Source organism: Shewanella maritima (genome assembly GCF_004295345.1).
GTDB lineage: Bacteria > Pseudomonadota > Gammaproteobacteria > Enterobacterales > Shewanellaceae > Shewanella > Shewanella maritima.
Genome location: NZ_CP036200.1, coordinates 1572188 through 1597986 on the forward strand (window position 1 = coordinate 1572188; position 25799 = coordinate 1597986).

The 25799-nt window shown below is 45.1% G+C and carries 26 protein-coding genes and 1 pseudogene; 10 read left to right on the forward strand and 17 right to left on the reverse strand.

The window, feature by feature from the left end; genetic code table 11:
• Nucleotides 1-11 precede the first annotated feature (11 nt).
• The 7 genes and pseudogenes from rnr to zapE form a co-directional block, all read right to left on the reverse strand.
• The gene (gene rnr, locus EXU30_RS06790; RefSeq protein ID WP_130598562.1) at nucleotides 12-2465 is read right to left on the reverse strand and encodes a ribonuclease R; all 2454 of its coding nucleotides are present in this window, start codon (nucleotides 2463-2465) and stop codon (nucleotides 12-14) included.
• 31 nt (nucleotides 2466-2496) lie between these two features.
• On the reverse strand, nucleotides 2497-3075 hold the full coding sequence (locus EXU30_RS06795) for a tetratricopeptide repeat protein (RefSeq protein WP_242620397.1): 579 nt from the start codon (nucleotides 3073-3075) through the stop codon (nucleotides 2497-2499).
• A 335-nt stretch (nucleotides 3076-3410) separates the two neighbouring features.
• Entirely contained in the window at nucleotides 3411-4706 is a 1296-nt protein-coding gene (locus EXU30_RS06800) for an adenylosuccinate synthase (RefSeq protein ID WP_130598564.1), read from the reverse strand.
• A gap of 67 nt (nucleotides 4707-4773) precedes the next feature.
• Nucleotides 4774-4962, reverse strand: a complete 189-nt coding sequence (locus tag EXU30_RS06805) for a DUF2065 domain-containing protein (RefSeq protein ID WP_130598566.1) — start codon at nucleotides 4960-4962, stop codon at nucleotides 4774-4776.
• 159 nt (nucleotides 4963-5121) lie between these two features.
• Nucleotides 5122-5514 (reverse strand): 30S ribosomal protein S9, encoded by a 393-nt coding sequence (gene rpsI, locus EXU30_RS06810; RefSeq protein WP_130598568.1) that lies wholly within the window; start codon nucleotides 5512-5514, stop codon nucleotides 5122-5124.
• 13 nt (nucleotides 5515-5527) lie between these two features.
• Nucleotides 5528-5956 carry a 50S ribosomal protein L13 gene (gene rplM, locus EXU30_RS06815; protein ID WP_130598570.1) on the reverse strand — a complete coding sequence of 143 codons (429 nt, stop codon included), beginning with the start codon at nucleotides 5954-5956 and terminating at the stop codon, nucleotides 5528-5530.
• 236 nt (nucleotides 5957-6192) lie between these two features.
• Nucleotides 6193-7319: pseudogene (gene zapE / locus EXU30_RS06820) on the reverse strand (cell division protein ZapE).
• A gap of 381 nt (nucleotides 7320-7700) precedes the next feature.
• Here zapE and EXU30_RS06825 point away from each other — a divergent pair.
• Nucleotides 7701-9050 (forward strand): DegQ family serine endoprotease, encoded by a 1350-nt coding sequence (locus EXU30_RS06825; RefSeq protein ID WP_130598572.1) that lies wholly within the window; start codon nucleotides 7701-7703, stop codon nucleotides 9048-9050.
• Between the two features lie 167 nt (nucleotides 9051-9217).
• Nucleotides 9218-10294: an outer membrane-stress sensor serine endopeptidase DegS gene (gene degS / locus EXU30_RS06830; protein WP_130598574.1), complete on the forward strand. Its 1077-nt coding sequence runs from the start codon at nucleotides 9218-9220 to the stop codon at nucleotides 10292-10294.
• Between the two features lie 87 nt (nucleotides 10295-10381).
• Here degS and EXU30_RS06835 read toward each other — a convergent pair whose 3' ends face one another.
• The 10 genes from EXU30_RS06835 to EXU30_RS06880 form a co-directional block, all read right to left on the reverse strand.
• Nucleotides 10382-12046 (reverse strand): Ig-like domain-containing protein, encoded by a 1665-nt coding sequence (locus tag EXU30_RS06835; RefSeq protein ID WP_130598576.1) that lies wholly within the window; start codon nucleotides 12044-12046, stop codon nucleotides 10382-10384.
• Between the two features lie 189 nt (nucleotides 12047-12235).
• Complete coding sequence (locus EXU30_RS06840; RefSeq protein ID WP_130598578.1) at nucleotides 12236-12868, reverse strand: response regulator; 633 nt, start codon at nucleotides 12866-12868, stop codon at nucleotides 12236-12238.
• Nucleotides 12840-14264: a sensor histidine kinase gene (locus tag EXU30_RS06845; protein ID WP_130598580.1), complete on the reverse strand. Its 1425-nt coding sequence runs from the start codon at nucleotides 14262-14264 to the stop codon at nucleotides 12840-12842. Before EXU30_RS06845 ends, EXU30_RS06840 begins: the two co-directional genes overlap by 29 nt.
• Nucleotides 14265-14480: 216 nt before the next feature.
• Entirely contained in the window at nucleotides 14481-15740 is a 1260-nt protein-coding gene (gene murA / locus EXU30_RS06850) for a UDP-N-acetylglucosamine 1-carboxyvinyltransferase (protein WP_130598582.1), read from the reverse strand.
• Between the two features lie 14 nt (nucleotides 15741-15754).
• Entirely contained in the window at nucleotides 15755-16006 is a 252-nt protein-coding gene (locus EXU30_RS06855; RefSeq protein ID WP_130598584.1) for a BolA family protein, read from the reverse strand.
• Nucleotides 16007-16032: 26 nt separating this feature from the next.
• On the reverse strand, nucleotides 16033-16311 hold the full coding sequence (locus tag EXU30_RS06860; protein ID WP_130598586.1) for an STAS domain-containing protein: 279 nt from the start codon (nucleotides 16309-16311) through the stop codon (nucleotides 16033-16035).
• A 25-nt stretch (nucleotides 16312-16336) separates the two neighbouring features.
• Nucleotides 16337-16951, reverse strand: coding sequence for an MlaC/ttg2D family ABC transporter substrate-binding protein (locus EXU30_RS06865; protein WP_130603299.1), 615 nt, complete (start codon nucleotides 16949-16951; stop codon nucleotides 16337-16339).
• 79 nt (nucleotides 16952-17030) lie between these two features.
• Nucleotides 17031-17504, reverse strand: coding sequence for an outer membrane lipid asymmetry maintenance protein MlaD (gene mlaD / locus EXU30_RS06870; protein ID WP_130598588.1), 474 nt, complete (start codon nucleotides 17502-17504; stop codon nucleotides 17031-17033).
• Nucleotides 17505-17650: 146 nt separating this feature from the next.
• The gene (mlaE, locus tag EXU30_RS06875; protein WP_130598590.1) at nucleotides 17651-18430 is read right to left on the reverse strand and encodes a lipid asymmetry maintenance ABC transporter permease subunit MlaE; all 780 of its coding nucleotides are present in this window, start codon (nucleotides 18428-18430) and stop codon (nucleotides 17651-17653) included.
• Entirely contained in the window at nucleotides 18423-19247 is an 825-nt protein-coding gene (locus EXU30_RS06880) for an ATP-binding cassette domain-containing protein (protein WP_130598592.1), read from the reverse strand. The genes mlaE and EXU30_RS06880 overlap by 8 nt, the downstream gene beginning before the upstream one ends.
• A 189-nt stretch (nucleotides 19248-19436) precedes the next feature.
• Between EXU30_RS06880 and EXU30_RS06885 the strand changes: the two genes are divergently transcribed.
• The 8 genes from EXU30_RS06885 to hpf all read left to right on the forward strand — a co-directional run bounded on the left by EXU30_RS06885 (nucleotide 19437) and on the right by hpf (nucleotide 25798).
• On the forward strand, nucleotides 19437-20399 hold the full coding sequence (locus EXU30_RS06885; protein ID WP_130598594.1) for a calcium/sodium antiporter: 963 nt from the start codon (nucleotides 19437-19439) through the stop codon (nucleotides 20397-20399).
• Nucleotides 20400-20433: 34 nt separating this feature from the next.
• Nucleotides 20434-21411, forward strand: a complete 978-nt coding sequence (locus EXU30_RS06890) for a KpsF/GutQ family sugar-phosphate isomerase (RefSeq protein WP_130598596.1) — start codon at nucleotides 20434-20436, stop codon at nucleotides 21409-21411.
• A complete protein-coding gene (gene kdsC, locus EXU30_RS06895) occupies nucleotides 21411-21959 on the forward strand; it encodes a 3-deoxy-manno-octulosonate-8-phosphatase KdsC (RefSeq protein WP_130598598.1) in 549 nt (182 codons plus the stop codon). Before EXU30_RS06890 ends, kdsC begins: the two co-directional genes overlap by 1 nt.
• Nucleotides 21956-22516, forward strand: a complete 561-nt coding sequence (gene lptC, locus EXU30_RS06900; RefSeq protein ID WP_130598600.1) for an LPS export ABC transporter periplasmic protein LptC — start codon at nucleotides 21956-21958, stop codon at nucleotides 22514-22516. Before kdsC ends, lptC begins: the two co-directional genes overlap by 4 nt.
• Complete coding sequence (gene lptA / locus EXU30_RS06905) at nucleotides 22503-23108, forward strand: lipopolysaccharide transport periplasmic protein LptA (protein WP_242620334.1); 606 nt, start codon at nucleotides 22503-22505, stop codon at nucleotides 23106-23108. Before lptC ends, lptA begins: the two co-directional genes overlap by 14 nt.
• Nucleotides 23109-23116: 8 nt before the next feature.
• Nucleotides 23117-23851 (forward strand): LPS export ABC transporter ATP-binding protein, encoded by a 735-nt coding sequence (lptB, locus tag EXU30_RS06910; RefSeq protein ID WP_130598602.1) that lies wholly within the window; start codon nucleotides 23117-23119, stop codon nucleotides 23849-23851.
• A 145-nt stretch (nucleotides 23852-23996) separates the two neighbouring features.
• Nucleotides 23997-25487 carry an RNA polymerase factor sigma-54 gene (locus EXU30_RS06915; RefSeq protein ID WP_130598604.1) on the forward strand — a complete coding sequence of 497 codons (1491 nt, stop codon included), beginning with the start codon at nucleotides 23997-23999 and terminating at the stop codon, nucleotides 25485-25487.
• A gap of 23 nt (nucleotides 25488-25510) precedes the next feature.
• On the forward strand, nucleotides 25511-25798 hold the full coding sequence (gene hpf / locus EXU30_RS06920) for a ribosome hibernation promoting factor (RefSeq protein ID WP_130598606.1): 288 nt from the start codon (nucleotides 25511-25513) through the stop codon (nucleotides 25796-25798).
• Nucleotide 25799 lies beyond the last annotated feature (1 nt).

The window sequence follows — 25799 nt, forward strand, 5'->3', positions numbered from 1 at the left end:
TCTCTAACTGCCTATTTCTTTCTATTACTGCGTTTGGCAGTGGACTTTTTCGACGAGCGCTTCTTAGCGCTAGCCTTTTTTGACTTTTTCGAGCTAGCTGGCTTATGCTCGCCCTTGCGCTCAGACTTAGCTCTTGAGTCACTAGACTTTGAGCTTGCTGATGAGCGGCTTGATGACTTAGACTTAGCATCGCCATTACTGCGCTTTGCACCTTCAAGGTTTGCTCGCTCGCGCGCGGTTAACGGTTTATTCGGGTTACGCTTGCGACCACGTCCTTTGTTATTATCACCTTCCATCACCAAATCAATTTGGCGATCGTCAAGGTTAACAGCAGCCACCTTTACCGTTACTTCATCACCAATCTGATAAATCTTACGCGAATGCTCACCAATCAAACGCTGACGACTTGGGTCAAACTGATAATAATCGCTCGCCAAACTTGAGATATGCACTAGGCCATCAATGAACAGCTCATTTAAGCGTACAAACAAACCAAAGTTGGTTACCGATGCCACAACGGCATCAAAGGTATCGCCAACATGATCTTGCATGTACTCGCACTTAAGCCAGTCACTTACATCCCGTGTTGCTTCATCTGCGCGGCGCTCAGTGTTGGAACACTCTTCACCAAGTTGATCTAACTCATCTAAGTCGTAATGGAAACCACCATCAGCGGTCCATTTATCAGTGACATTACCTTGCGCCTTAGCGAGTAAGAACTTAATCACCCGATGCAAAATTAAGTCTGGGTAGCGGCGAATTGGCGATGTGAAGTGCGAATATGCTTCCAGTGCTAAACCAAAGTGCCCTTCATTATCAGGGGTATAAGTTGCCTGACGCATAGAGCGTAGCAACATTACCTGAATAAGCTCAGCATCAGGCCTATCTGCGACCTCTAGCATTAGCTTTTGATAGTCACTCGGCTCCGGCTCAAGTCCACCGTCTAAGGTTAAACCACGCTCAGACAAGAAGTCTTTAAACTGGGTAAGCTTTTGCTCAGACGGCGCTTCATGCACGCGATACAGCACCTCACCTTTGTGCTTTTTAACGAACTTAGCTGAAGCGACATTGGCCAAAATCATGCATTCTTCAATGATTTTGTGCGCCTGATTACGACCCCGAGGCACAATCTTATCGATTTTACGCTGCTCATTAAAAATGAACTGGGTCTCTAAGGTTTCAAACGCAATCGCGCCGCGATCGGCTCGTACTTCGTCCAGAGTTAAATAAAGTGATTGCAAGCACTTTAGGTGCGGCAAGATAGCTTGATGCTGATCTTTAACCTCACCGCCCTCAAGCATGTCGGCAACCTGAGTGTAGGTTAAGCGCGCATGAGAGTGCATCACCGCAGGGTAAAACTTGTAACCTGATAGCTTACCACGAGCAGAAATAGTCATCTCCGCCACCATACACAGTCTATCGACATGCGGATTTAACGAGCATAGGCCATTGGAGATCTTCTCTGGCAGCATAGGAATAACTTGCGACGGGAAGTACACCGAGTTACCTCGGCGGCGCGCTTCTTTATCAAGGGCCGATTCAGTGCGCACATAATGGCTCACATCGGCAATGGCTACCCATAAGCGCCAGCCACCACTAGGCTTAGTTTCAGCATAAACGGCATCGTCAAAGTCTCGGGCATCTTCGCCATCAATGGTCACTAATGGTAAGTGACGTAAATCAACGCGCCCTTGCTTATCTTCCTCAGGTACTTCATCAGGAATTTTGCGCAGCTTTTTCTCAATAAGCGGCGACCAAGTATGCGGTAAGTCGTAATTGCGCAGGGCGATTTCAATTTCCATCCCAGGCGCCATGGTTTTACCTAGCACCTCTGTGACTTTACCAGCGGCTTTTACAAAGCGTCCTGGGCGACGAGTCAATTCCACCACAACCACATCGCCCGCGCGGGCACCATTCTTATCTTCTGATGCGATAAGAATTTCCTGGGTAATACGCTTGTCGTCAGCAATAACAAAGCCCATACCACTATCTACATGGTAACGGCCAACAAGCGGCGCAGTGCGCTCATGCACTAGGCGTACAATACGCGCATCACGTTTACCGCGGCGATCAGTACCAGCTTTTTGGGCAAGGACTTTATCACCGTGGAAGTATTTGAGCATGTCGCGATTGTTAACGAATAAGTCATCTCCGCCTTCATCTGGCTTAAAAAAGCCAAAGCCATCTCTGTGGCCGATAATGGTGCCTGACATTAAATCCATACGCTCAGGTAGACCGTAACTCTGCCCGCGGGTAAACACTAACTGACCATCACGCTCCATGGCGCGCAGGCGGCGACGAAGTGCCTCTAATTGCTCTTCGTCTGTAATATTTAGTGCTTTAGCTATATTGTCGCGAGTGACAGGGGAAGTTTGGGCACGCAAGTAGTCTAAAATGTATTCTCTACTTGGGATTGGGTTTTGATACTTGTCTTGCTCTCTCTCAAAATGAGGATCTTTGATCATTCAGTTTCCATTTTCAGGTGCGCTTGCACCACTATTGTGTATATAACTGCGGTTGTTGTGCCCGCTTCACAATACTCTCGGGCATCTTGGCCGCTAACATTTTCAGTAATGACATCGCCTGCTTATGCTGGGCAGAGTCATCAAAATAACTATTGTATAACCAATGGTAGCCTAATTCGTAATCACGCGGGCTACCGTAACCTTCACCGAATAAGCGCACTAACATAAGTCGTGCACGAATATCGCCATTTGCAGCTGCTGGCAATACATATTGTACGGCGCGATTTTTGTCGGTAATGACTAATTTGCCTGAATAATAATATTCAGCCAATTTAACCATTGCCTCTGCACTGCCTTGCTCAGCTGCTGTTTGAAGCAGAGCCATACCACGGGCAGAGTGTTTTGGAACGCAAACACCATGGTTTAGCATTTCGCCCCATAAAAATTGATACAAAGGCTGTCTTAGTACTTCAGCTTTCGCTTCAATATCTTGCACTAGCTGACATTCATCATCTTCTACACGCTGAAGGTAATGGTCACGGCGGATTAGCTCTGTTAAAACTTCATCACCATAGATGTCATAGGCTTCTACGTCACCCTCACCGCCCATGTCTTGCACCGTTGCACCTGTACTAGCCAAGGGTTCACTTGCGCCTTCACCGCCCATATCTTCAGGTGTTTGCTCACTTGAGGCACTATCGTCAGCCATTGGCTCGCTACTCACTTCTTCTCCAGCTTGCTGCTGACTAACAGTTTCGTCAGTTTGAGCATATAGAGAATATGGAAGTATCAATAAAGCCAATACAAATAGTCGTAGCATAGTGAGTCTCGGTGACAGTGACATTACTCTTTGCATCGGCAGTATAGCGCATTTCTTAAGCGCGATCTTTTGCTTTGTTCAATAAAAAAGGCCGCTAATGCGGCCTCTTTAGTAACGAGTTGAGTTTAGTTAAATGGGTTAACTAAAGTCATGGTTTCGTTACGATCTGGACCAGTTGAGATGATATCAACAGGTGTTTCAAGTAGCTCTTCTACACGCTTGATGTAGTTAAGTGCTGCTTGAGGAAGCTGATCGACAGAAGTTGCACCAAAGGTGTTTTCCTTCCAACCAGGCATAGATTCGTAGATAGGTGTAACTTGCTCGTAGCCTTCAGCAGCTAGTGGCGTGACCTTTTCTACGCGGCCGTCTGGGTACTGATAACCCACACAAATCTTAACTTCTTCTAGGCCGTCAAGTACGTCTAGTTTAGTTAAACAGAAACCGCTGATGCTGTTGATTTGAACCGCGCGGCGCATTGCCACAACGTCTAACCAACCTGGACGACGCTTACGACCAGTCGTTGCACCAAATTCTTGACCTTTCTCACCGATGTAATCACCGATTTCATTGTCTAATTCAGTTGGGAATGGACCCGCACCTACACGTGTGGTGTAAGCCTTCATGATACCTAGTACATAGTCTAGGTGACGTGGGCCAAAACCAGAACCTGTCGCTACACCACCAGCAGTAGTGTTAGACGAAGTTACAAACGGGTATGTACCGTGGTCGATATCAAGCAGAGTACCTTGAGCACCTTCAAACAGAATTGGCTCACCTGCTTTGCGTGCAGTATCAAGTAGCTCAGTAACATCAACACACATGCTCTTGAAGTAATCAGCAATAGCTAATGCATCTTCAAGGGTCTTTTGGTAATCAACAGCTTCACAGCCGTAGTACTCGGTTAGCATGAAGTTGTGGTACTTCATTACTTCTTCAAGCTTCTTAGCAAATAGCTCAGCATTGAATAGATCACCTACACGTAAACCACGACGAGAGATCTTATCTTCGTATGCAGGGCCAATACCGCGACCAGTCGTACCAATTGCATTGTTACCGCGCGCTTTTTCGCGAGCAATATCCAGTGCACAGTGGAATGGAAGAATAAGCGGACAAGCTTCAGAAATCAGAAGACGGTCTTCAACCGGCACACCACGCTCTTTAAGCATGTTGATTTCTTTCATTAATGCATCAGGAGCTAGCACAACGCCGTTACCGATAATGCATTTAACATTATCGCGTAAGATCCCAGATGGAATTAAGTGAAGAACGGTTTTATCACCATCGATAACCAGAGTGTGGCCGGCATTATGGCCGCCTTGGTAACGAACTACGTATTTTGCCTGTTCTGTTAAAAGGTCGACAATCTTACCTTTGCCTTCGTCACCCCACTGGGTGCCGAGTACGACTACATTTTTGCCCATTGTTTGCTGCAAGGTTGTGGTATAAAGGGGAATTTTAACAGATTTTTAGGGGGCAAAGGCAAGTTTTTTATGAAAAAATAATCAACAAAACCACACCCGCCGTGAATAAAGATCCACCTAAACGTCTGAGTACGTTTTGATTTTGCTTAGAAATCTCTAACAAATAATTTTTCCACTGCTCAGGGAAGATCATTGGCCCGATCCCTTCGAGGATCAAAACCATAGCGATCGCCACCATGATTGTTTCGAAACTCATATCAATTCCTTATCTTTTCAGCTGCAACTTACTCATTTGTTACCCAAAGCTGTTGTTCTCTATAGAAACTACATCCCCTTGCTAGTTTGCCACCAAGGGTAAATTCCAGGCAATAAAAAACCCAGCATATAGCTGGGCTTTCGTAATTCCAAAAACGAATTAACGCTTCGAGAATTGTGGCTTACGACGTGCTTTACGTAGACCAACTTTCTTACGCTCAACTTCACGAGCATCACGGGTAACGAAACCAGCAGCGCGTAGAGTAGGACGTAGAGATTCATCTAGTTGCATCAGTGCACGGGTAATACCGTGACGGATAGCACCTGCTTGGCCGGTAGTACCACCGCCCTTAACAGTTACGTAGATGTCTAGTTTTTCAGTCATTTCAACTAGCTCTAGTGGTTGACGAACAACCATACGAGCCGTTTCACGACCAAAGTAAACATCAAGAGGACGTTGGTTAACAACGATGTTGCCACTACCTACTTTTGCGAATACGCGAGCAGTAGAAGTTTTGCGACGGCCAGTGCCGTAGTACTGAGATGCAGACATTTCTTACTCCCGTTTAGATATCAAGAACTTGTGGTTGTTGTGCAGCGTGGTTATGCTCAGCGCCAGTGTAAACTTTTAGTTTACGGAACATAGCGCGACCTAAAGGACCTTTAGGTAACATACCCTTAACTGCTTTCTCGATGATCATTTCAGGCTTGTGAGCTTGAAGCTTCTCAAAGCTGATTTGCTTGATGCCACCTGGGAAGCCTGAGTGCGAGTAGTAAGTCTTACCAGCAGCTTTGTTACCAGTTACAGTCACTTTTTCAGCGTTGATAACGATGATGTAATCACCAGTGTCAACGTGAGGAGTGTATTCTGGCTTGTGCTTACCACGTAGGCGAGCAGCAATTTCAGTAGCGATACGACCTAAAGTTTTGCCGTCTGCGTCAACGACATACCAGTCACGAGTTACAGTTTCTGGTGTAGCAGTAAAAGTTTTCATTATTTCAAAAAACCCAAAGTTTAAATTCTGTCACACATGTTGATTGCATTTACAAACAACACAAAGATGCCGATTCCATGCCCCTTCGAGCAAGAATTCTGGCTTATAACTTCCGCCTCACATGGCGGAGTAACGTGGGCAGGTGGCGGATTATACGTAATATCGCATTAAAAATCACCTGATTTTTGAAAGAAAAATGGTGATTTATTAGATAAGCCGAATTTGCCGCAGATCCGCTACGGCAAATGCTCTAAAGTGAGGTAGTCGTGAGACTGCATTTCGATTAAACGCGAACGGCACCGGCGGAACTCAAAACTTAGCTGACCGTCAGTGTATATCGACTCAAGCTCGACTTCAGCCGAGATAATCAACTTCACATTGCGCTCGTAAAACTCATCAACCATGGCAAGGAAACGTCTGGCAATATCATCACCTGTTGACTGCGCCCCCATTTGCTCAAGACCGCTTAATAATACAGTATGATAAACCCTAGCGATCTCCATATAGTCTCGTTGCGATCGAGGCCCATCGCATAAGTCGCGAAAGTTGGCGAGTAACACACCTTGTGATTGCTGACGGATCGGAATATGCCTGCCGTCGATCTCAATGGGATCATTTAGCACTTCAGACTCAGGCGCAAGCTGCGCAAAATACTTAAGCAAGTTAACGTCGGCTTGTTCATCTAACGGGTAATGATAAATCTCAGCTTGCTCAAGCGTGCGCAAACGATAGTCAATCCCTGAGTCTACATTTAATACTTGGCAATGTTTGTTTATCAGCGCAATGGCCGGCAAAAAGCGAGCACGTTGCAGACCATTCTTATATAAGTCGTCAGGAATAATGTTTGAAGTCGCAACCAGTACTACACCATTTTTAAACAGTTGCTCAAACAAGGTGCCCAACAACATGGCGTCAGTAATGTCTGAGACGAAGAACTCGTCAAAACAAATCACCTGATATTGTTTCGCCATTTTACTGGCGATCGACACAAGTGGGTCTTGTACACCTTTAAGCTGATCTAACTCATGATGTAACTGATGCATAAAGCGATGAAAATGCGCTCTTAATTTTTTGTCACCAGGTAAGGCATCATAAAAGGTATCCATTAGGTAAGTTTTGCCGCGCCCAACGCCACCCCACAAATATAAGCCCTGTACCTGCTCAGCTTTATTCTTGTCAAATGAGCTGCCAAATAAGCCCCCAACAACTTACCAATACCTGACTGGGGTTTGTTCGCCACTTTGACAATATCGTCAAATACGCGCTGCAACGTTTTAACGGCTTGCTCTTGGGCTGGGTCAAACGAAAAGTCTTCTCGAGTGAGATCTTGCTGGTAATGCTCCCACGGGGTTAACTGCGACAAAACAACTTCTCTTAACGGCTTAATAATGCTCAGAATAATAACACCATTCACCACGCTGATTAACTAGTGCAGAAAATTAATTAACCTTTGTTAATCCCTTCGGAACTTGATAGCTGATCAACAATCTCAATCGGTAACGTATTAATCTTTTACGAGGCTAATGGCTTAAGTCTTATTAACCTCTCGTATTGATTAAAAAATTTTAACTTTGAATTTTGACATTCGACCGCTATATCAACTAGTAACGCGTAAACAATCGATCAATCGCCTACACTTGATTAATTAATTAACGCAGTCGCCTTAACTCACGTAAATAGTTTTAGGGTTGTTAGGGTAACCAACATAGCGAATAGTAATAATGTCTCTAGGAGCCATACGTCCATGAAAGCCAAATTAAGCCTATTATCAGCAGCCGTACTGACCGCATCATTAGCCTTAAGCCCTGTGGTTTCGCAAGCTGCATTACCTCACTCTGTCAACGGTCAAACCTTACCTAGCCTGGCGCCAATGTTAGAAAAAACCACACCAGCAGTAGTGTCAGTTGCAGTGTCTGGCACTCAAGTGTCAAAGCAGCAAATTCCAGATATGTTCCGTTACTTCTTTGGCCCAAATGCGCCGCAAGAGCAGGTTCGCGAACGTCCATTTCGCGGCCTTGGTAGCGGCGTGATTATTGATGCCGACAAAGGCTACATCGTGACCAATCAACACGTGATTAATGGTGCCGACAATATCCAAATTGGTCTTTATGACGGCCGTGAAATTGAAGCAGAATTGATTGGGGAAGATGCTGAATCAGACATCGCGCTGCTAAAAATCGATGCAGATAACCTAACTGAGATTAAACAAACCGATACCGATTCTATCCGCGTGGGTGATTTCGCTGTCGCTATTGGTAACCCATTTGGTCTGGGGCAAACAGTCACTTCAGGTATTGTCAGCGCACTTGGTCGTAGCGGCCTAGGCATTGAAATGCTTGAGAACTTTATCCAAACCGATGCGGCAATTAACAGCGGTAACTCTGGTGGCGCACTAGTAAACCTCAATGGTGAGTTGATTGGCATTAACACTGCCATTGTAGCGCCAACTGGCGGTAACGTTGGTATTGGCTTTGCTATTCCGGCCAATATGGTCAATAACTTGGTCGGTCAAATCATCGAACACGGTGAAGTGCGCCGCGGCGTGTTAGGCGTTGCTGGGCGTGATTTAGATAAACAGCTTGCTGAAGCCTTTGGTTTAGATTCACAACACGGTGCATTCGTTAACGAAGTGGTACCTGACAGCGCTGCCGATGATGCTGGCATTAAAGCCGGTGATGTGATCATCTCAGTCAATGGTAAGAAGATTAAATCATTTCAGGAGTTACGCGCCAAAGTCGCCACCATGGGCGCAGGCGCTAAAGTGAAGTTTGACCTTATTCGCGATGGCGATAAAGAGTCTGTTAAAGCCACATTAGGCGCAGCAGACAGTGTAGAGAAAGCCAGCGGCGGTATTCACCCTATGCTTGATGGGGCAACGCTGCAAGATGGCAGCAATGGCATTGAAATTACCGAGGTTGCCAATGGCTCTCCAGCAGCGCGCAGTGGACTGCAAAAAGGCGACATCATTACAGGCATCAATCGCACTAAAGCGAGTAACTTAAAAACCCTGAAGTCACTGCTTAAAGATACCGAAGGTACGGTCGCACTTAAGATTAAGCGTGATAGAACTTCGCTATACCTAGTATTGCGTTAATCGTAAACAAGCTTCATTAGAGCGGTTCAAGACATAGTTAAACCTAAGTTAGCTAACGCTTAACAATTGTTTTGTTTGATAAATAAGCACTGTAACCCATGAGTTTCAGTGCTTATTTTTTATAAAAGTGCTACCATCTGCGGTCTCGGCCCAATAAAACCTGTCCCATGAATATCAAAAGCACCTTCATCTATTTTGCTAAAGCTATCGTTTTCGGCTTAATCATGGCCGCAATGTTTCTTGGGCTAACAGCATATTTGAACGGTGATTCATTTAGCTCTGGGTTTAAATCAACCACCAAGCGCAGTGAGGGCTTATCCTTTGCCAATGCTGTACGCCGCGCCGCCCCCGCCGTGGTCAATATTTATAGCTTGAGTATTGATCAATCTCGGCCGATTAACTCTGGCGCCCTGCAAGAGCTTGGCTCTGGGGTGATTATGAGTAAAGAAGGCTATATCCTGACGAACTATCACGTCATTAAACAAGCAGACGAAATCGTGGTCGCGCTGCAAGATGGTCGTAGGTTCACTTCAGAGGTAGTCGGCTCAGATCCTGAAACCGACCTTTCAGTGATAAAAATTGAAGGCGATAACCTGCCGCTAGTACCAATCAACCTTAATAACCCTGCGTTAGTTGGTGACGTGGTGTTAGCGATTGGTAATCCATACAATATTGGCCAAACCATTACCCAAGGGATTATTAGCGCAACAGGTCGTAACGGCTTAAGCTCTGGTTATCTCGATTTTCTACAAACTGATGCTGCAATTAACGCCGGTAACTCGGGCGGTGCACTAATTGATACCAGTGGTGAGCTAATTGGTATTAATACCGCGGCATTTACTGTAGGTGGTGAAGGTGGCAACAACGGTATTAGCTTTGCCATTCCAATCAAACTCGCTCATAGCATTATGGGGAAACTTATCCAGCATGGGCGTGTTATCCGCGGCGCTTTAGGCTTTACCGGCGAGCCGGTTAATCCCGTGGTCGCGCAGATCCTTAACCTGCCTAACCTAAATGGTGTAGTGATTACTGGCGTTGACCCAGATGGGCCTGCAGCACATGCAGATCTGCAGCCACGCGATGTTATCACTCATTATAATGACGAAGTCATTCCTGGCACTGACTTACTGATGGATAGAATTGCCGAGTCCACACCCGGCACTGAAGCAACCCTTTCTATTATTCGTAAGGGTCAGGTGCAACAGCTGGTTGTAACTGTTGGCGAAAAGAACTCTCCTATTTAACGCCACGCGATGCTGCGACTCAACATAAAAAGCCACATCATCACTGATGTGGCTTTTACTTGGGATGGATGATGAAACTACGAACGTCTATTTGTGAATAATTGGGGTTTGTAGTGCTCTATCTTGATAATCACTATGACAAGTACCACATGAGAACTCTGCTGTAGACCACGGCATTTGGAATTTGCCATCCGCAGTGAACTGTTTAGCATCTGCAGATAGGTCGATAGTAAATAAGTGCGACTTCACATCACCAAATACCACATCAGCGCTGCCCATTTTCGGCCCAGTCTTGACGGCACTTTTAGCCAGTTTTGGCATGTGACAATCAGTACACTCGGCAACCATACCGTGAACCGCTGAAGTAAATTCTACTTGGTGACAGCTAGTACACTCTTTTACTGCGCCAGTGTGTATACCATCAGCACTGTCTTGGTTTTTAGTCGACATATGTGGCTCATGGCAAGTAGAACACGCCATATCCTGCTTAGGACCAATTTCATCACCCGCTTTATAACTGCCGTGATCTTCTGGCACCACGCCAAGCATTTCATCTGCAGTTTGATGATGTTTAGATAAGCCACCACTAGAGATAATTCGCCCACCGACTTTGCTGCCATCGGGGAACGCTGCGTTGTAGTCGCTCACATAACTAGGGTAATCTTTCTCACCATCACGAGTATGACATTCGGCGCAGGTGACGGCTTTGCCATAACCCATATCATCTGCTAAGAAATCTTCTGTGGTTCTCGCTTGAGCATTCTTCGCAATATTGTCTTTTGAAGGAGAGCTAGCATGTAAGCTACCAGCGCCATGACAAGCTTCACACTGAACACCACCAGCAGCAAAGGTGCCGCCCATACCAGGCAGATCGTCTTGGCGGTCTAAGTTACGCTCGTCACCTTCTTCAGTTGTTGTGCGTTTCCAACCCGTCACATGGCAATTGCCGCATTTATACTGATAGTCAAATTCACTAGCTTTATAGTCGCCCATGACATCAGGATCATTGAGATGATTATCAGGAATATTTAACTCACCATTGGCATTGCGGATATTGTATTGCACGTTATTGCCAGTAACGATGTAACCATCAGCGTCTAGCCAGCGCATCTTCCAATGATAGCCGCCAACAACATAGGTGACATCATCGTATGAACTTGGTGCACCTAAAGTATTGTTTGTAGAGCCATCACCGTTAGGGCCGGCGAACTGCAACAAATCGATGGCACCTGTGATAGTTGACTCTGGCGTATAAGGAAAACTAGGCTCCTCCCCATTACTAATTTTCTGAATTTTAAAGTTGTGACCGGTTTTTAAGAAAGAATCTTTATTGCTATGACAACCCAAGCAGGTTTGCGTGCCAACATAAGCTAGCTCGTTGCTTAACACAGTAATGGTCACTTTTGTACTGGCTTCACCGCCATTACCATCTTCAATCGAATAGGAAAGTATTGTTTCACCCACAGTGTCGGCAACAAATACCAGCTTATTGTTTTCAATGGTCACACTGCCTGTACCTGACTCGACCTCTGCAGCAGTAATAGTCAGTGTATCACCATCGGCGTCTGTATCATTGGCGAGTACGTCAATTTCAATCGTTGCACCAGCATTTAGCTCCGCTTGGTCAGCATTGGCAACCGGTGCGATATTTTCAGGAAGTAGCGTTGGATCATCGTTGTCACTGCCACAAGCAAACAGCATGGACACCATACTAGCGAGAAGTAGCTTTTTGAAAGAAAGTTGTGCGTTCATAAATTCATCCTCTATTAGGGTATCTCAACCACCCTTTCTAGAGCGATTGATATGTCTCTTTGGACATACCCCAAGTATCCGCACAACAGTTTTGACTTGATAGATAAGCGAATTTCACAAGCCAAAACAGCTTGTGAACTTTAGTTATCAGATAATGTATAACCTAATGAATTTATTGACTTTAAACTCTCAAGATAAACTATGATTTTGCAGCACAAATTGACCTGTATTTGTCAAAATATAGATCTTGCTCTCATTCTGCATCACTAGACCTGCCTTTTTTAACTGCCTGAGGTGAAAGTTAAACTTGGTATGATCTTCAACACCAACTAAACGGCATAAATCCATAAATTTAAGCTGTTGATGTAATGCTAACTGCTTTAAGGTCTCTCGTCTCAAACTATTAGCAAGGGCACTGTAAACGCTATCAGGATCAATATCGCGACTGGCTTTCAATAATTGCTTTTCTTCAATACTGCGCCTAATACTTACCACTAAATCAACACTGTCAAACGGCTTAGTTATGACACTGTCAGATCCCTTTTTCATTGCATCGACAGCAGTATCAACTGTGGCATAGGCGGTGACGATAATAATGGCCATAAACGGGTTAGCCTGGCGAAGGTTAGAAATCGCCTCGACTCCCGTCATACCAGGCATCACTAAATCCATCAGCGCGATGTCAAAGCTGCGTGATGATGCTACATCAATAGCAGCTTCAGCGTCCGCAGTAGCAACAACTTCAAAACCCTCTAACTCAAGAATATCCACCATATTCTGCCGCAAGTTATTATCATCTTCGGCAATCAAAATTCGTGTCATGGGTTACCCTTTTCCGAAAAAACACCTGTGCCTGACAACCTTTACCTTGCTCACTTCTCAACACCAATTTGCCGCCGTGCGAGTTGGCTATTTGCTCACAAATAGCTAACCCTAACCCCGTACCTTTACCAATTGGCTTACTGGAGTAAAACAGCTCTGTCGCACGCATAAGTTCATTTGCATCCATGCCATCACCCTGATCACTCACTTGCAGCACAGTGCTACCTTGCTGCTTGTATACACTGATCTCAATATTGCCATTAGGCAGACTAGCGTCCATGGCATTGTGAACCAGATTTATCACAAGTTCTTCAAGCTTGACCGCCTGTCCAAGCATGGTCGAGTTAGGTTCACAAATGACCTTGATTTGATATTGATTGATTTTATGACTCAGTAGACTCAAGGCGCCGTTAATCACTTTGCTCCAATCGAATAAAGTATGTTTATCGGTTGAAGGCCGAGCATAAGCAAGCAACTCTTTGGCAATATCAGCAGCCCGGTTAATGCCAACACGGCTGCGGCTAATGTATTCTGTCAACTCAGCTTGATGCGCTTGTGGCAGTTTGCGCTGCAGAATATCTAGCGCAAGGCTAGATGAAGCCAGTGGATTGTTGATCTCATGGGCGACGCCCATCGCTAACTGACCAATGGCCTGATACTTATCAGCCTCGATAGCTCGCTTTAATTTCGCCTCGGTTGAGCGCTCTTTCTCAATATCAAATACCTTTAGCGCTTTATAAAGTGATATCAAGATCAAGGTAGCGGCTAAGGTTCTAAATACAGGTACGCATGCATGCCACTGAGTTGGTACAAGGCCTGCTAGTACACCATATACAATAAGTGCAACGCCGGTTATAACGAAGTATTGCCCATAACAATGTTGCTGCTGGCGTAGATACAAGCCGTACCTTGCGATGCCAATACCAGCGAGAGTTGCTGCGCCAAAACCCAGCAAGAAACGCGTCAATACGCTAATTTCCTCAAATGTGTCTAGCACACTAAAGCTGGCGAAACTAAAACTGGTAATACAGATCAGATAGAGAACTGACAGTATCCCCACAGATAATCGCCCTAAACGGGAAAATAAAGAGTTATCGAAACGATAAAGCAGCCAGGAGAAAACCATCAAAAATACAAATGATAAAAATAACTTAGCCAGCCTTAACCATTGCACTAAATCTTGATAATTGTCGCTAATATCACGACCAAAAAGGATAACGTAAAGCTCAGACCATTCATGGAAAGCATGGGCAAAACCAAATAGTGCCAGTGCCCATAAGGTTGGAGAAATAGCTAATTGGCTGTACTTAAAATTACGAAAAACGACAACGCAGCCAATAGCAAAAAATACTAGGCCGTAAAATAAATAGATATTAAAAGTGACAAAACTCCACATACGCTAAACGTATCATTAACCCCAACTGGGTATAGTGATCGCCTAGACAAATACAGACACGAATAAAATAAGCGAAAACAAAAAGCCACAGAACAATGTCTGTGGCTTTCATTCTGGACTTAGCACCCAATAGCAATTTATCGATTTAAGCGTTAGTTCACTCTACTCGGTTGTTATTTAGCGCGAGTGACCTTTTATTTAATGCGAGTGAACTACTTATTTAATGCGGGTGACTTCACCGCCTAAGCCTTTGAATTTATCTTCAATATGCTCATAGCCTCTATCTAAATGATAGATACGGTCGACGGTTGTAATGCCTTCAGCCATTAAGCCGGCAATGACCAAACTTGCGGATGCACGAAGGTCGGTTGCCATTACCTGAGCACCACTTAACCCTTCTACACCTTCAATAATACAAGTGTTCGCCTCAAGCTCCATTTTCGCGCCCATACGACTAAGCTCAGGTACATGCATAAAGCGGTTTTCAAAGATGGTTTCAGTCACCCGCCCCGTACCTTCAGCCAAGGCATTTAATACACAAAACTGAGCCTGCATATCTGTTGGAAATGCTGGATATGGCGCCGTCTTAATATTAACCGCTTGTGGGCGTTTGCCTTGCATATCGAGCGCAATCCAATCGTCACCTGTGGTGATTTTGGCGCCAGCGTCTTCAAGTTTAGATAACACAGCTTCTAATGCTTTAGGGTCGGCAGACTCACAACGAATACTGCCGCGAGTGACCGCTGCAGCAACCAAGAATGACCCTGTTTCAATACGGTCTGGCATGACGCGATATTCACAGCCATTAAGCTTTTCAACACCTTCAATGGTCAGTGTTGCTGAGCCAATACCTGAAATTTTTGCGCCCATGGCAACCAGACAATTAGCTAAGTCTGTTACTTCTGGCTCACGGGCTGCGTTTTCAATTACCGTGGTGCCATCAGCCAGTGCGGCAGCCATGAGTAGGTTTTCAGTTGCGCCAACACTCACCATATCCATAAAGATATGTGCGCCTTTTAGGCGACCATCAACCCGCGCTTTAATGTAGCCTTCTTCAACTTCAATTTTCGCGCCCATTAATTCAAGGCCATGAAGATGCAAGTTAACTGGGCGAGCACCAATGGCGCAGCCGCCTGGCAATGACACATCAGCGGTGCCATAACGGGCAAGCAAAGGCCCTAAAATCAAAATCGACGCACGCATAGTTTTAACGAGATCGTACGGCGCGCAGTATTCGTTAAGGTTATCGGTTGAGATGCGAATGCGAGCATCGTCATACTGCTCAACCTCAGCGCCTAAACAGCGCAGCAAGGCACAACTGGTGTTGACGTCACGCAAGTTTGGAACGTTTGAGACAATAAAATCCGTCTCAGCTAGTACGCCAGCCATCAAGATAGGCAAGGCTGCATTTTTAGCGCCTGAAATGGTCACATTACCAGCGAGTGGTTGGCTGGCTTTAATGGTTAATTTATCCAAAATAACTCTCAGGCTTACATGTTGAACATTTTTTCACGCTTCCATTGAGTCGGCGTGAATGTCTTAATGGTTAGTGCGTGCAATGCACCGCTGGCAATATGCTCAGATAGCGGTGCATAAATCGTTTGTTGCTGTTTAACGCGGCTCATGCCATCAAACATTTCACCTACAGCGATAACTTTGTAGTGACTACCGTCTTGAGTAACATGCACTTCTTCTACGTCAATGGCAGCTAACACCAATTGCTCTATCTCTTTGCAATCCATATGGATACACCTTGTAAATTCTGTATTTATTCGAAAAAGTCACCCAGATCGTACAGGGCAATCATCTTTTGTAATTGTGGACTCGGGCTAACTAATTTCAATGCCTGCGAGCCTGCCGTTGGGCTTTTCAATGACAATAACAACGCAATGCCTGCGCTGTCGGTATATTCTAAAGCGGACAAGTCTACCACCTGCGCTTCACGAGTAAACAGTTGATCGCGCCTAGACCACAATTGCGTGACATCCCGCTGCGTTAAGTGGCCGCTGACATATACACTTTGATTTTGCTGTTGAAACTGCGCCATGATATTTCGGCTCTAAAATTGATGACTATTCAGCGGTAATATCTTGCTGAGTTTTGTCATTGAGCATTTGTATTACATTATCAATGCCTTGCTGACGAATAAGGTTAGATATTTCTGAGCGCTTTGACGCTAATAAACTGACCCCTTCTGCAACCAGATCAAATGCTTTCCAGGTTTTGTCTTTTAAACGTCTTGCTTTAAACACTAATTTAATTGGCGGGCGACCATTCTCGACAATCTGTACACTCACCTCAACAATCTTTTCATTACTGAAATCACGAGCCGGTGAAAACTCGACGGTTTGATCGGTATATTCTGTAAGTGCCTGGGCATAAGTCGCAATCAAATAACCTTTAAAGGCTTCAACAAACGCGCTGCGCTGTTCTTTGGAAGACTCGCGAACGTACTGCCCCATCACCTTGTAAGCCGCGTATTTGTAATCCACGTAAGGCATCAGTTCTTGCTCAACAATCACTTTTAAATGCCCTAGATCTTGGTCAATTATCGCTTTATCTGCAGCAAAACGGCCAAAGGTTTTGTCGGCAACTTGCTCAACTAACTTGTAAGGGTCAGTGCGATCAACTTCTTCAGCTTGAGCTGTAACGCTCAGCAAAGTCGCTAAAACCAAGATGACCGACATGAACGCAGTATACGGAGCTTGCAATACTTTCCCAAAAAATCGATGCATAGGCTTTTGAAACAACTGCATGAGGTAACTCCTATTTATCACTCGATGACATGCTATACAAAAATTGACCAATTAAATCTTCCAAGATAAGCGCACCTTGGGTGTCGTACACTCTATCGCCATCTTGAAGTAACTCGGATTCATCATCCATGAAACCAGGAGTTAGGCCTATAAACTGCTCGCCAAGCAAACCAGAAGTTAGAATCGACAAACTGCTGTTGTCAGGGAACTGGTCATAACGCTTATCCATAGTTAATGTGACAATGGGTACTAGCTTGCGATCATCAAGGGTAATATCGCTCACTCGGCCAACAACCACACCACCCACTTTTACTGGTGAACGCACTTTTAAGCCACCAATATTATTAAACTCTGCCACGAGTTGATAAGTATCACTGTCAGACTGCACTTTTACATTGGCCACGTTAAATACCAACACGCAAAATGCTATCAATCCTGATAGTAAAAATACCCCAACGGCTAACTCGAGCTTCCTTGTAAACATACGCTAAAACCACTTAAAACAAACTAGATAGTAAATAAAACTTAATGGCTATTATGAACCTACACATTTCTGATGAATGCTTGGTTTTGTAACAAAAGATAATTAACTTTGCAGCGCCCTTTATAGCAGTGCCTATATCAATAAAATTAGCTGCCGAACATCAATGCAGTGAGCAGAAAATCTAGCCCTAAAACAGCCAAGCTTGATTGCACCACTGTAGATGTTGTCGCGCGGCTAATGCCTTCAGGATTTGGCTCAACTTCATAGCCTCGATATAGAGCAATCCAGGTGACAACAATACCAAACACCACACTTTTAATGACGGTGTTAACTATGTCTTGCTCCCACTCAATCGATGCCTGCAAAATAGACCAAAAAGCGCCGTGGTCAATGCCTTTCCATTCAACGCCAACTAAATGCCCGCCTGCGATACCTACTAGTGAAAACATAACAGACAGCAGCGGCAGCGAGATCATACCTGCCCAAAAACGCGGTGCGATAACTTGCCTGAGTGGGTCTACAGCCATCATCTCCAAACTTGATAACTGCTCAGTTGATTTCATCAAGCCAATCTCTGCAGTCAATGCTGAACCCGCACGGCCAGCAAATAGCAATGCAGTTACCACAGGGCCAAGCTCTCTTAATAAACTCAGCGCCACCATAGGGCCAAGACTTTCTTCAGTGCCAAAGTCCACCAAAATAGTGTAGCCCTGCAGCGCTAGTACCATGCCGATAAATAGGCCTGATACCAAAATAATCACCATCGAGCGTACGCCCAGTACATAAAGCTGTTTTACCAGTAAAGGCCAGCCTTTGCGTACGTTAGGCACCTGAGCTATCGCTCCCCAAAGCATCAATCCAGCTCGACCTAAGCCAGATACAGTATTAATTGCGCTGCGACCAACGGCAGAAATAGCATTAATCATGATCGGTTAATAACTCCTGACGATAATCTGCTGCAGGGTAGTGAAACGGCACTGTGCCATCAGGGCTGCCCTGTAAAAACTGCTGCAATTGCGGGTTAGCTGCTTGTCTTAACGCCTCCGGAGCGCCATGAGCGATAATTTTCTTGTCGGCAATAACATACACATAGTCAGCAATCTCCATTACTTCAGCAACATCATGGGATACCACCAAAGAGGTTAGCGATAATGACTCAGACAGCTCTTTAATCAGCTTAACTAACATCCCCATCGAAATAGGGTCTTGGCCTGCAAACGGCTCATCGTACATCACTAACTCAGGCTCTAACGCAATCGCTCTTGCCAGCGCAGCTCGGCGCTGCATACCACCGGACAGTTCATTAGGCATCATCTGGCTGGCACCGCGAAGCCCAACAGCTTGTAGCTTCATCAATACCAGTTTACGGATGATTTCCTCTGGTAATCCACTGTGTTCACGCAGCGCAAACGCCACATTGTCGAATACCGTCATGTCGGTAAACAACGCGCCACTTTGAAACAACATACTCATACGTTTACGCAAACTAAAAAGCTCATTACGGCTTAATGCATGAACGTCTTGGCCGTCAAATAACACCTGGCCAGAGTCGGGTGTTAACTGACCACCAATAAGCTTCAACAAGGTAGTTTTACCGATACCACTGGGCCCCATAATCGCGGTGATTTTGCCCTGTGGGATATTTAAAGAAATATCTTGATATATGACGCGCTCACCGCGGCTAAAACCAAGGTTACGGATTTGGATTAACGGGGATTGTTGCTCATGAGACTGCTGGGACATGTGGATTTAATGCTCGCCCTACCTGGCAAATAGAAATAAAATTGTACGCAATTTAGTTATCGAGCTCAACAAAATATAAACATAAGTTATTCATAGGCTATCGCAGCACTTTCCTTTTACTAAAATTCCAGCGAAAATGCGCGCTACAAATTTTTTAGATACATCACCTTTTTGGATACATCACCCATCATGCTACTCAATATTGGTTTACTTATTATTGGTTTGCTCGTTCTTGTTTGGAGCGCTGACCGGTTTGTTTATGGCGCAGCGGCGTTTGCGCGCAATCTTGGCTTGCCGCCAATGTTGATTGGTTTAACCATTGTAGCCATGGGAAGCTCAGCCCCTGAGATGCTAGTGGCAGGTACCGCCGCTGCTGATGGTATGACAGATACCGCCATTGGTAACGTGCTTGGCTCCAACATTGCCAACATTACATTAATTTTGGGTATTACCGCGTTATTCGGCGCAATTGCCGTCAGCTCAACCACGTTAAAAAGAGAGATTCCGTTGATGCTTGCAGCAACTGCACTTGCGGGCTATTTGCTACATGACGGACAACTATCTCGTGTTGATGGCATCATTTTACTCGTCGCCTTCTTTGCCATTATGGGCTACTTCATCTATCAAGCAGTCAATAAAGACACAGCTGATAAGTTAGATGACGATATTGAAGCCGAAATCCCAAATAATGTACCAACACTTCATGCTATTATATGGCTAATCGTTGGCATGATATTATTACCGCTTTCAGCTGGTTGGATGGTTGATGGTGCAGTAGGCATCGCCAAGTACTTTGGTCTTTCAGACCTAGTGATTGGCTTAACCATTATTGCAGTCGGCACTAGCTTACCAGAGCTAGCTGCCTGTGTTGCAGGTGTGCTCAAGAAAGAAGATGACCTTGCAATAGGTAACATTGTCGGGTCGAACTTATTTAATATACTTGCAGTCTTAGCATTACCAGGGTTGATTGCACCGGGTGCGATTGACGCGGCTGCAAGTGGACGCGATTTTTATATGGTACTTGGCACCAGCACCGCATTAGCCGTGCTTGTACTGTCAACCGGCGCTAAAAAGCAGCTTACTCGTTGGCACGGTATATTATTGCTAATTACCTTTATTGCTTATCAATTCATCGTTTTTCAATCTCAATAGATGATAAGCAGCACAATTTATTAAGAGAGTACCCATGACGAGTCAAACTCAATTGCGACAATGGGGTCGCAACGTTATTGATATTGAAAAAAAGGCATTAGAAAACCTCTACCAATATGTCGATTCTGACGCTTTCGGTCAGGCTTGCGAGCTCATTTTGCAGTGCAAAGGCAAAGTGGTTGTCATGGGTATGGGCAAATCTGGTCACATTGGCAATAAGATTTCAGCTACCTTCGCCAGTACAGGCACTCCAGCATTTTTCGTTCATCCGGGTGAAGCAAGCCATGGTGATTTGGGCGCGCTGTCTAAAAACGATGTGGTGATGGCAATTTCAAACTCAGGTGAGTCAAGTGAAATTCTAACTCTGATGCCGGTTATCCAGCGTATGGGCGTACCTGTTATTGCGGTAACGGGGAAGCCAGAATCCAATATGGCAAAACTGGCTAAGCTGCATTTGTGCATCAAGGTACCAGAAGAAGCTTGTCCATTAGGCTTAGCTCCTACATCAAGCACCACAGCCACTCTGGTAATGGGTGATGCCCTAGCTGTAGCATTACTGCAATCACGCGGCTTCACTCGCGATGACTTCGCGCTATCGCACCCAGGCGGCTCATTGGGTAAAAAGCTATTGTTGAAAGTTGACGATGTGATGCATAAAGACGAGCGTCTGCCGCTGGTTAAGCAAAACATCACCATTACCGATGCCCTTTATGAAATCACCAAGAAAGGCCTAGGTATGGCAGGTGTGGTTGATGACAGTAACAAGCTGGTCGGTATTTTTACCGATGGTGATTTACGCCGCGTTATCGATGCCCAGGTTAATCTAAGAGACACATCAATTGCACAGGTAATGACGCCAAACTGTGTGACTATCCAGGCAGGCATTTTAGCCGCGCAAGCACTACAAGTGATGGACGATAAGAACATCAACGGGTTAATTGTCGTTGATGGGCAGCACCAGCCTATTGGCGCATTGAACATGCTCGATATGGTTAAAGCAGGAGTAATTTAATGCCTCAAAGTTTATATGGTCCAGTTAGCGATCAAATCTGGCAAAAAGCACAGCAAATTAAGCTACTGATCTGCGATGTCGACGGCGTATTTTCAGATGGCCGTATCTACCTCAGCAATGCTGGCGAAGAGCTTAAAGCGTTCCATACCCGTGATGGCTATGGCGTGCGCTCACTGCTTGGCAGCGGCATTCAAGTTGCTGTGATAACAGGTCGCAAATCGCAGATTGTCGAAAACCGTATGACTGCACTGGGCATCACTCACATCTACCAAGGTATTGACGACAAGTTTGTGCCATTTAAAGAACTCCTTGAGCTGTATCAAGTTACACCAGAGCAAGTGGCCTATATTGGCGATGACATGGTGGACTTACCCGTTATGAAGGCGGTAGGCCTATCAGTTTGTGTCGCCGACGGACACCCGTTTGTTAAGCAACACTGTGATATGACAACCAGCATTAACGGTGGTCATGGTGCGCTGCGAGAGTTAACCGATCTGCTTTTGCAAAGCCAAGATAAACTGGCTAGCGCTCACGGTATGAGTGTATGAGCCGAGTCACCCTCGCCATCATCGCGTTTTTTAGCGCCGCGCTTATTCTCTATTGGCAAGTACAAGCCAAGCGTAACGAGCAAGCTCTAAAAGTCGACTCAGGTGTCGACCGCCCAGAGTTTATCGCTAACGATCTTAAAACCACCACCTTTAATGATTTAGGGCAGATCGAAAGCCGAGTGAGTGCTAAACACATGGAGCATTTTGAGTCGACTAACATGACTCACTTTACTGACCCTGTTTATCTGGTGTTTCCTGAAGATGGCGAAGCACAATGGCAACTGAGTGCTAGCAAAGGTCAATTAGATAAAAATAAAGATGTGGTGACGCTCAGCCAGGATGTACTTATTGATGCAGTTGACGTTGATGAGCCTTTGCAATCGCTGAGCACACAACAGATACAATTGGATTTAAATACCTTAATTGGCACCTCTAAATCAGCGGTATTTATCGAGGGCAAAGGCTTTCAAATTCAAGGTTTAGGTTTACATGCAGACCTAAATACTCAAGAATTAACACTACTTAGTCAGGTAGAAGGACGTTATGAACCACGTTAATCCACGCCAGATGTTGTTGGCTTCAGCAATTGTTGCCCTTGGGCTTGTTAGCCCAATGAGCTCCCTTGAAGCAAAAGAAGGCGACTTACAGCAGCAAGTAAAAATTAGCTCAGTTAGCCAAAAGGCAGATATAAAAAATAACCAAATCATTTTTTATGGTCCAGTGACTGTGGTTCAAGGTTCAATCAATATTCAAGCAGATGAACTACGCGCATTTACTTCTGATAACTCTGTAACCAAAACCTTAGTCGCCACTGGTAACCCTGCGACTTTTTCACAAGAGTTAGACGACGGTAAAATCGGTACCGCTAGCGCCTCTGAAGTACGCTACGACCTCGCAAGCACCACCTTGACGCTGACAGGTAAGGCTAAGCTTGACCAAGCAGGCAGTCAGGTAACGGGTGATATCATTCGCTACAACATTGATAAGCAAGAACTCATAGCCCAAAGTAAGGGCGATGAGCGAGTGATTACCATTATCCAGCCAGAGAACTTCCAAGATCCGTCAGAGCAAGCACCTGTCGAGCAGCAGCCTGAGCCGCAAAGGCGAATAGAACAACAGCAAGAGCCATCAACACAAGGTAATCAGTAGGCTAAGTAATGACAGAGCAAATCACCTTAACGGCTGAAAACCTGGCTAAAAGCTATAAGAACCGCCAAGTAGTGAAAGACGTAAGCTTATCGGTTTCCACTGGGCAAATTGTTGGTCTACTGGGCCCAAATGGTGCAGGTAAAACCACCACCTTTTACATGGTTGTTGGACTTGTAAAAAGTGACCACGGGCGCATTTTAATTGATGCAGATGATTTAACTTCTGATCCAATGCATCTGCGTGCGCGCAAAGGCATTGGTTACTTACCCCAAGAAGCAAGCATCTTCCGTAAACTAACTGTACACGACAACATCATGGCAGTTTTACAAACACGTAAAGAGCTAACTAAAGAGCAACGTGTTGAAGAACTTGAACATTTACTCGAAGAATTCCATATCACTCACATTCGCGATAGCCAAGGTATGGCATTATCAGGCGGTGAACGTCGCCGAGTAGAAATTGCCCGAGCACTGGCTGCAAACCCGAAATTTATCTTGCTCGATGAACCATTTGCGGGTGTTGACCCAATTTCGGTAATCGACATCAAGAAAATTATTCAGCAACTCAAATCTCGTGGTCTAGGGGTGCTGATCACTGACCATAATGTGCGTGAAACCCTCGATGTTTGTGAGCATGCTTATATCGTGAGCCAGGGTAACTTAATTGCCGAGGGGACACCAGATGAGATCTTGAGCGATCAGCAAGTTCGTGCAGTATACTTAGGTGAACAATTCAAGCTATAGTTATTGATGATTTGGTTTCGCTCGCTCAACTACATGGGCGGCGACAGCATTAGCTTCGACTGAGTACCAATCCAGTCTCTCCTAAGGAAACCAATTACAAGCATTAATGTGTGTCTCTTATACGATACCTAGGGATAAGTGGTAAATGAAAGCGTCACTACAGCTCAAAATGGGTCAACACCTGACTATGACCCCACAACTGCAACAGGCAATTCGCCTACTGCAGCTGTCTTCATTGGAGCTACAACAAGAAATACAACAAGCATTAGACTCTAACCCACTGCTTGAAGTAGAAGAATTTTACGACGGTAAAGACGCCTCAAAAGACAAACAAGATCAAGCTGATACCGATTTTAGTGAAGCAAGCCAAAAGTCTGCTGAAACAGATACTTCCAACGTTGATCTCGCAGACTCGCTCAATAAAGAATCTATGCCTGACGAGCTGCCAATGGACACCACCTGGGATGAAGTCTATACAGCCTCACCAGTTGCCAGCACTGGCGCAACCAGCTCTGGCTCACGCGACGATGATATGCCATTTCAAGGCGAGACCACAGAAGGTCTATACGAGCATTTGGAATGGCAAAAAAACCTCACTCCTTTTTCTGATACCGATTTAGCCATCGCCACAGCCATTATCGATGCCATTGACGATACAGGCTATTTAACCCAAAGCACCGAAGATATCCTTAGCGCTATGGGCGATGAAGAGGTTGAGCTAGAGGAGGTTGAAGCAGTACTTAAACGTATTCAGCATTTTGACCCCATTGGCGTTGCTGCGCGCGATCTAAGTGAGTGCCTGCTTATACAGTTAGCGCAATTTCCTAATGACACGCCTCATATTGACAATGCGCGTATGTTGATTGCCAACTATCTCGACCTGATTGCTGGCCGTGACTTTCGTTTACTTATGCGTAAAACCAAGCTTAAAGAAGATGAACTTAGGGAAGCAATTCACCTGATCCAATCATTGAATCCAAAGCCTGGAGCGGCAATCACACCTAGTGATGATGAATATGTCATACCTGATGTTTCAGTATTAAAGAAAAATGGCCGCTGGGTCGTGGAGCTTAACCCTGACAACATGCCAAAAATTGGTGTCAATCAGCATTACGCTTCTATGGCTCGTAGCACCAAGAGCCAGGCTGACAGCCAGTTTATTCGCGGTCATTTGCAAGAGGCTAAGTGGTTCATTAAGAGTCTAGAAAGCCGTAATGACACCCTGTTAAAAGTGGCCAACTGTATCGTACAGTTCCAACAAGGCTTCTTTGAATATGGTGAAGAAGCCATGAAACCAATGGTACTCAACGATATTGCTGAGGCCGTCGAGATGCATGAATCCACTATTTCCAGGGTTACCACACAAAAGTACATGCATACGCCACGCGGTCTATTTGAACTCAAATACTTTTTCTCAAGCCATGTCAGCACAGATGACGGCGGCGAATGCTCATCTACAGCTATTCGCGCCTTTATCAAAAAGCTGGTCGCCGCTGAAAATCAGAAAAAGCCATTAAGCGATAGCAAAATGGCACAACTGTTAGCGGAGCAAGGGATTAATGTTGCTCGTCGTACGATAGCGAAATACCGTGAAGCAATGCTTATCCCGCCCTCAAACCAACGTAAGAGCTTATAAGCTCAATCAAAGGAGGACGATATATGCAAATAAACCTAACGGGGCACCACATTGAATTAACTGACTCACTTAGAGAGTATGTTGACAGTAAATTTGCCAAACTAGAGCGTCATTTTGAGCAAATCAACAATGTGCACGTTATCCTAAATGTCGACAAACAAGTACAAAAGGCTGAGGCTAAAGTCAGCCTTAGTGGAGGAGAAGTCTTCGCCACTTCTGAACACAGCGACATGTATGCTGCAATCGACTCTTTGATCAGCAAACTTGACCGCCAGGTAATCAAACATAAAGAGAAGCTAACCAAGCATTAAT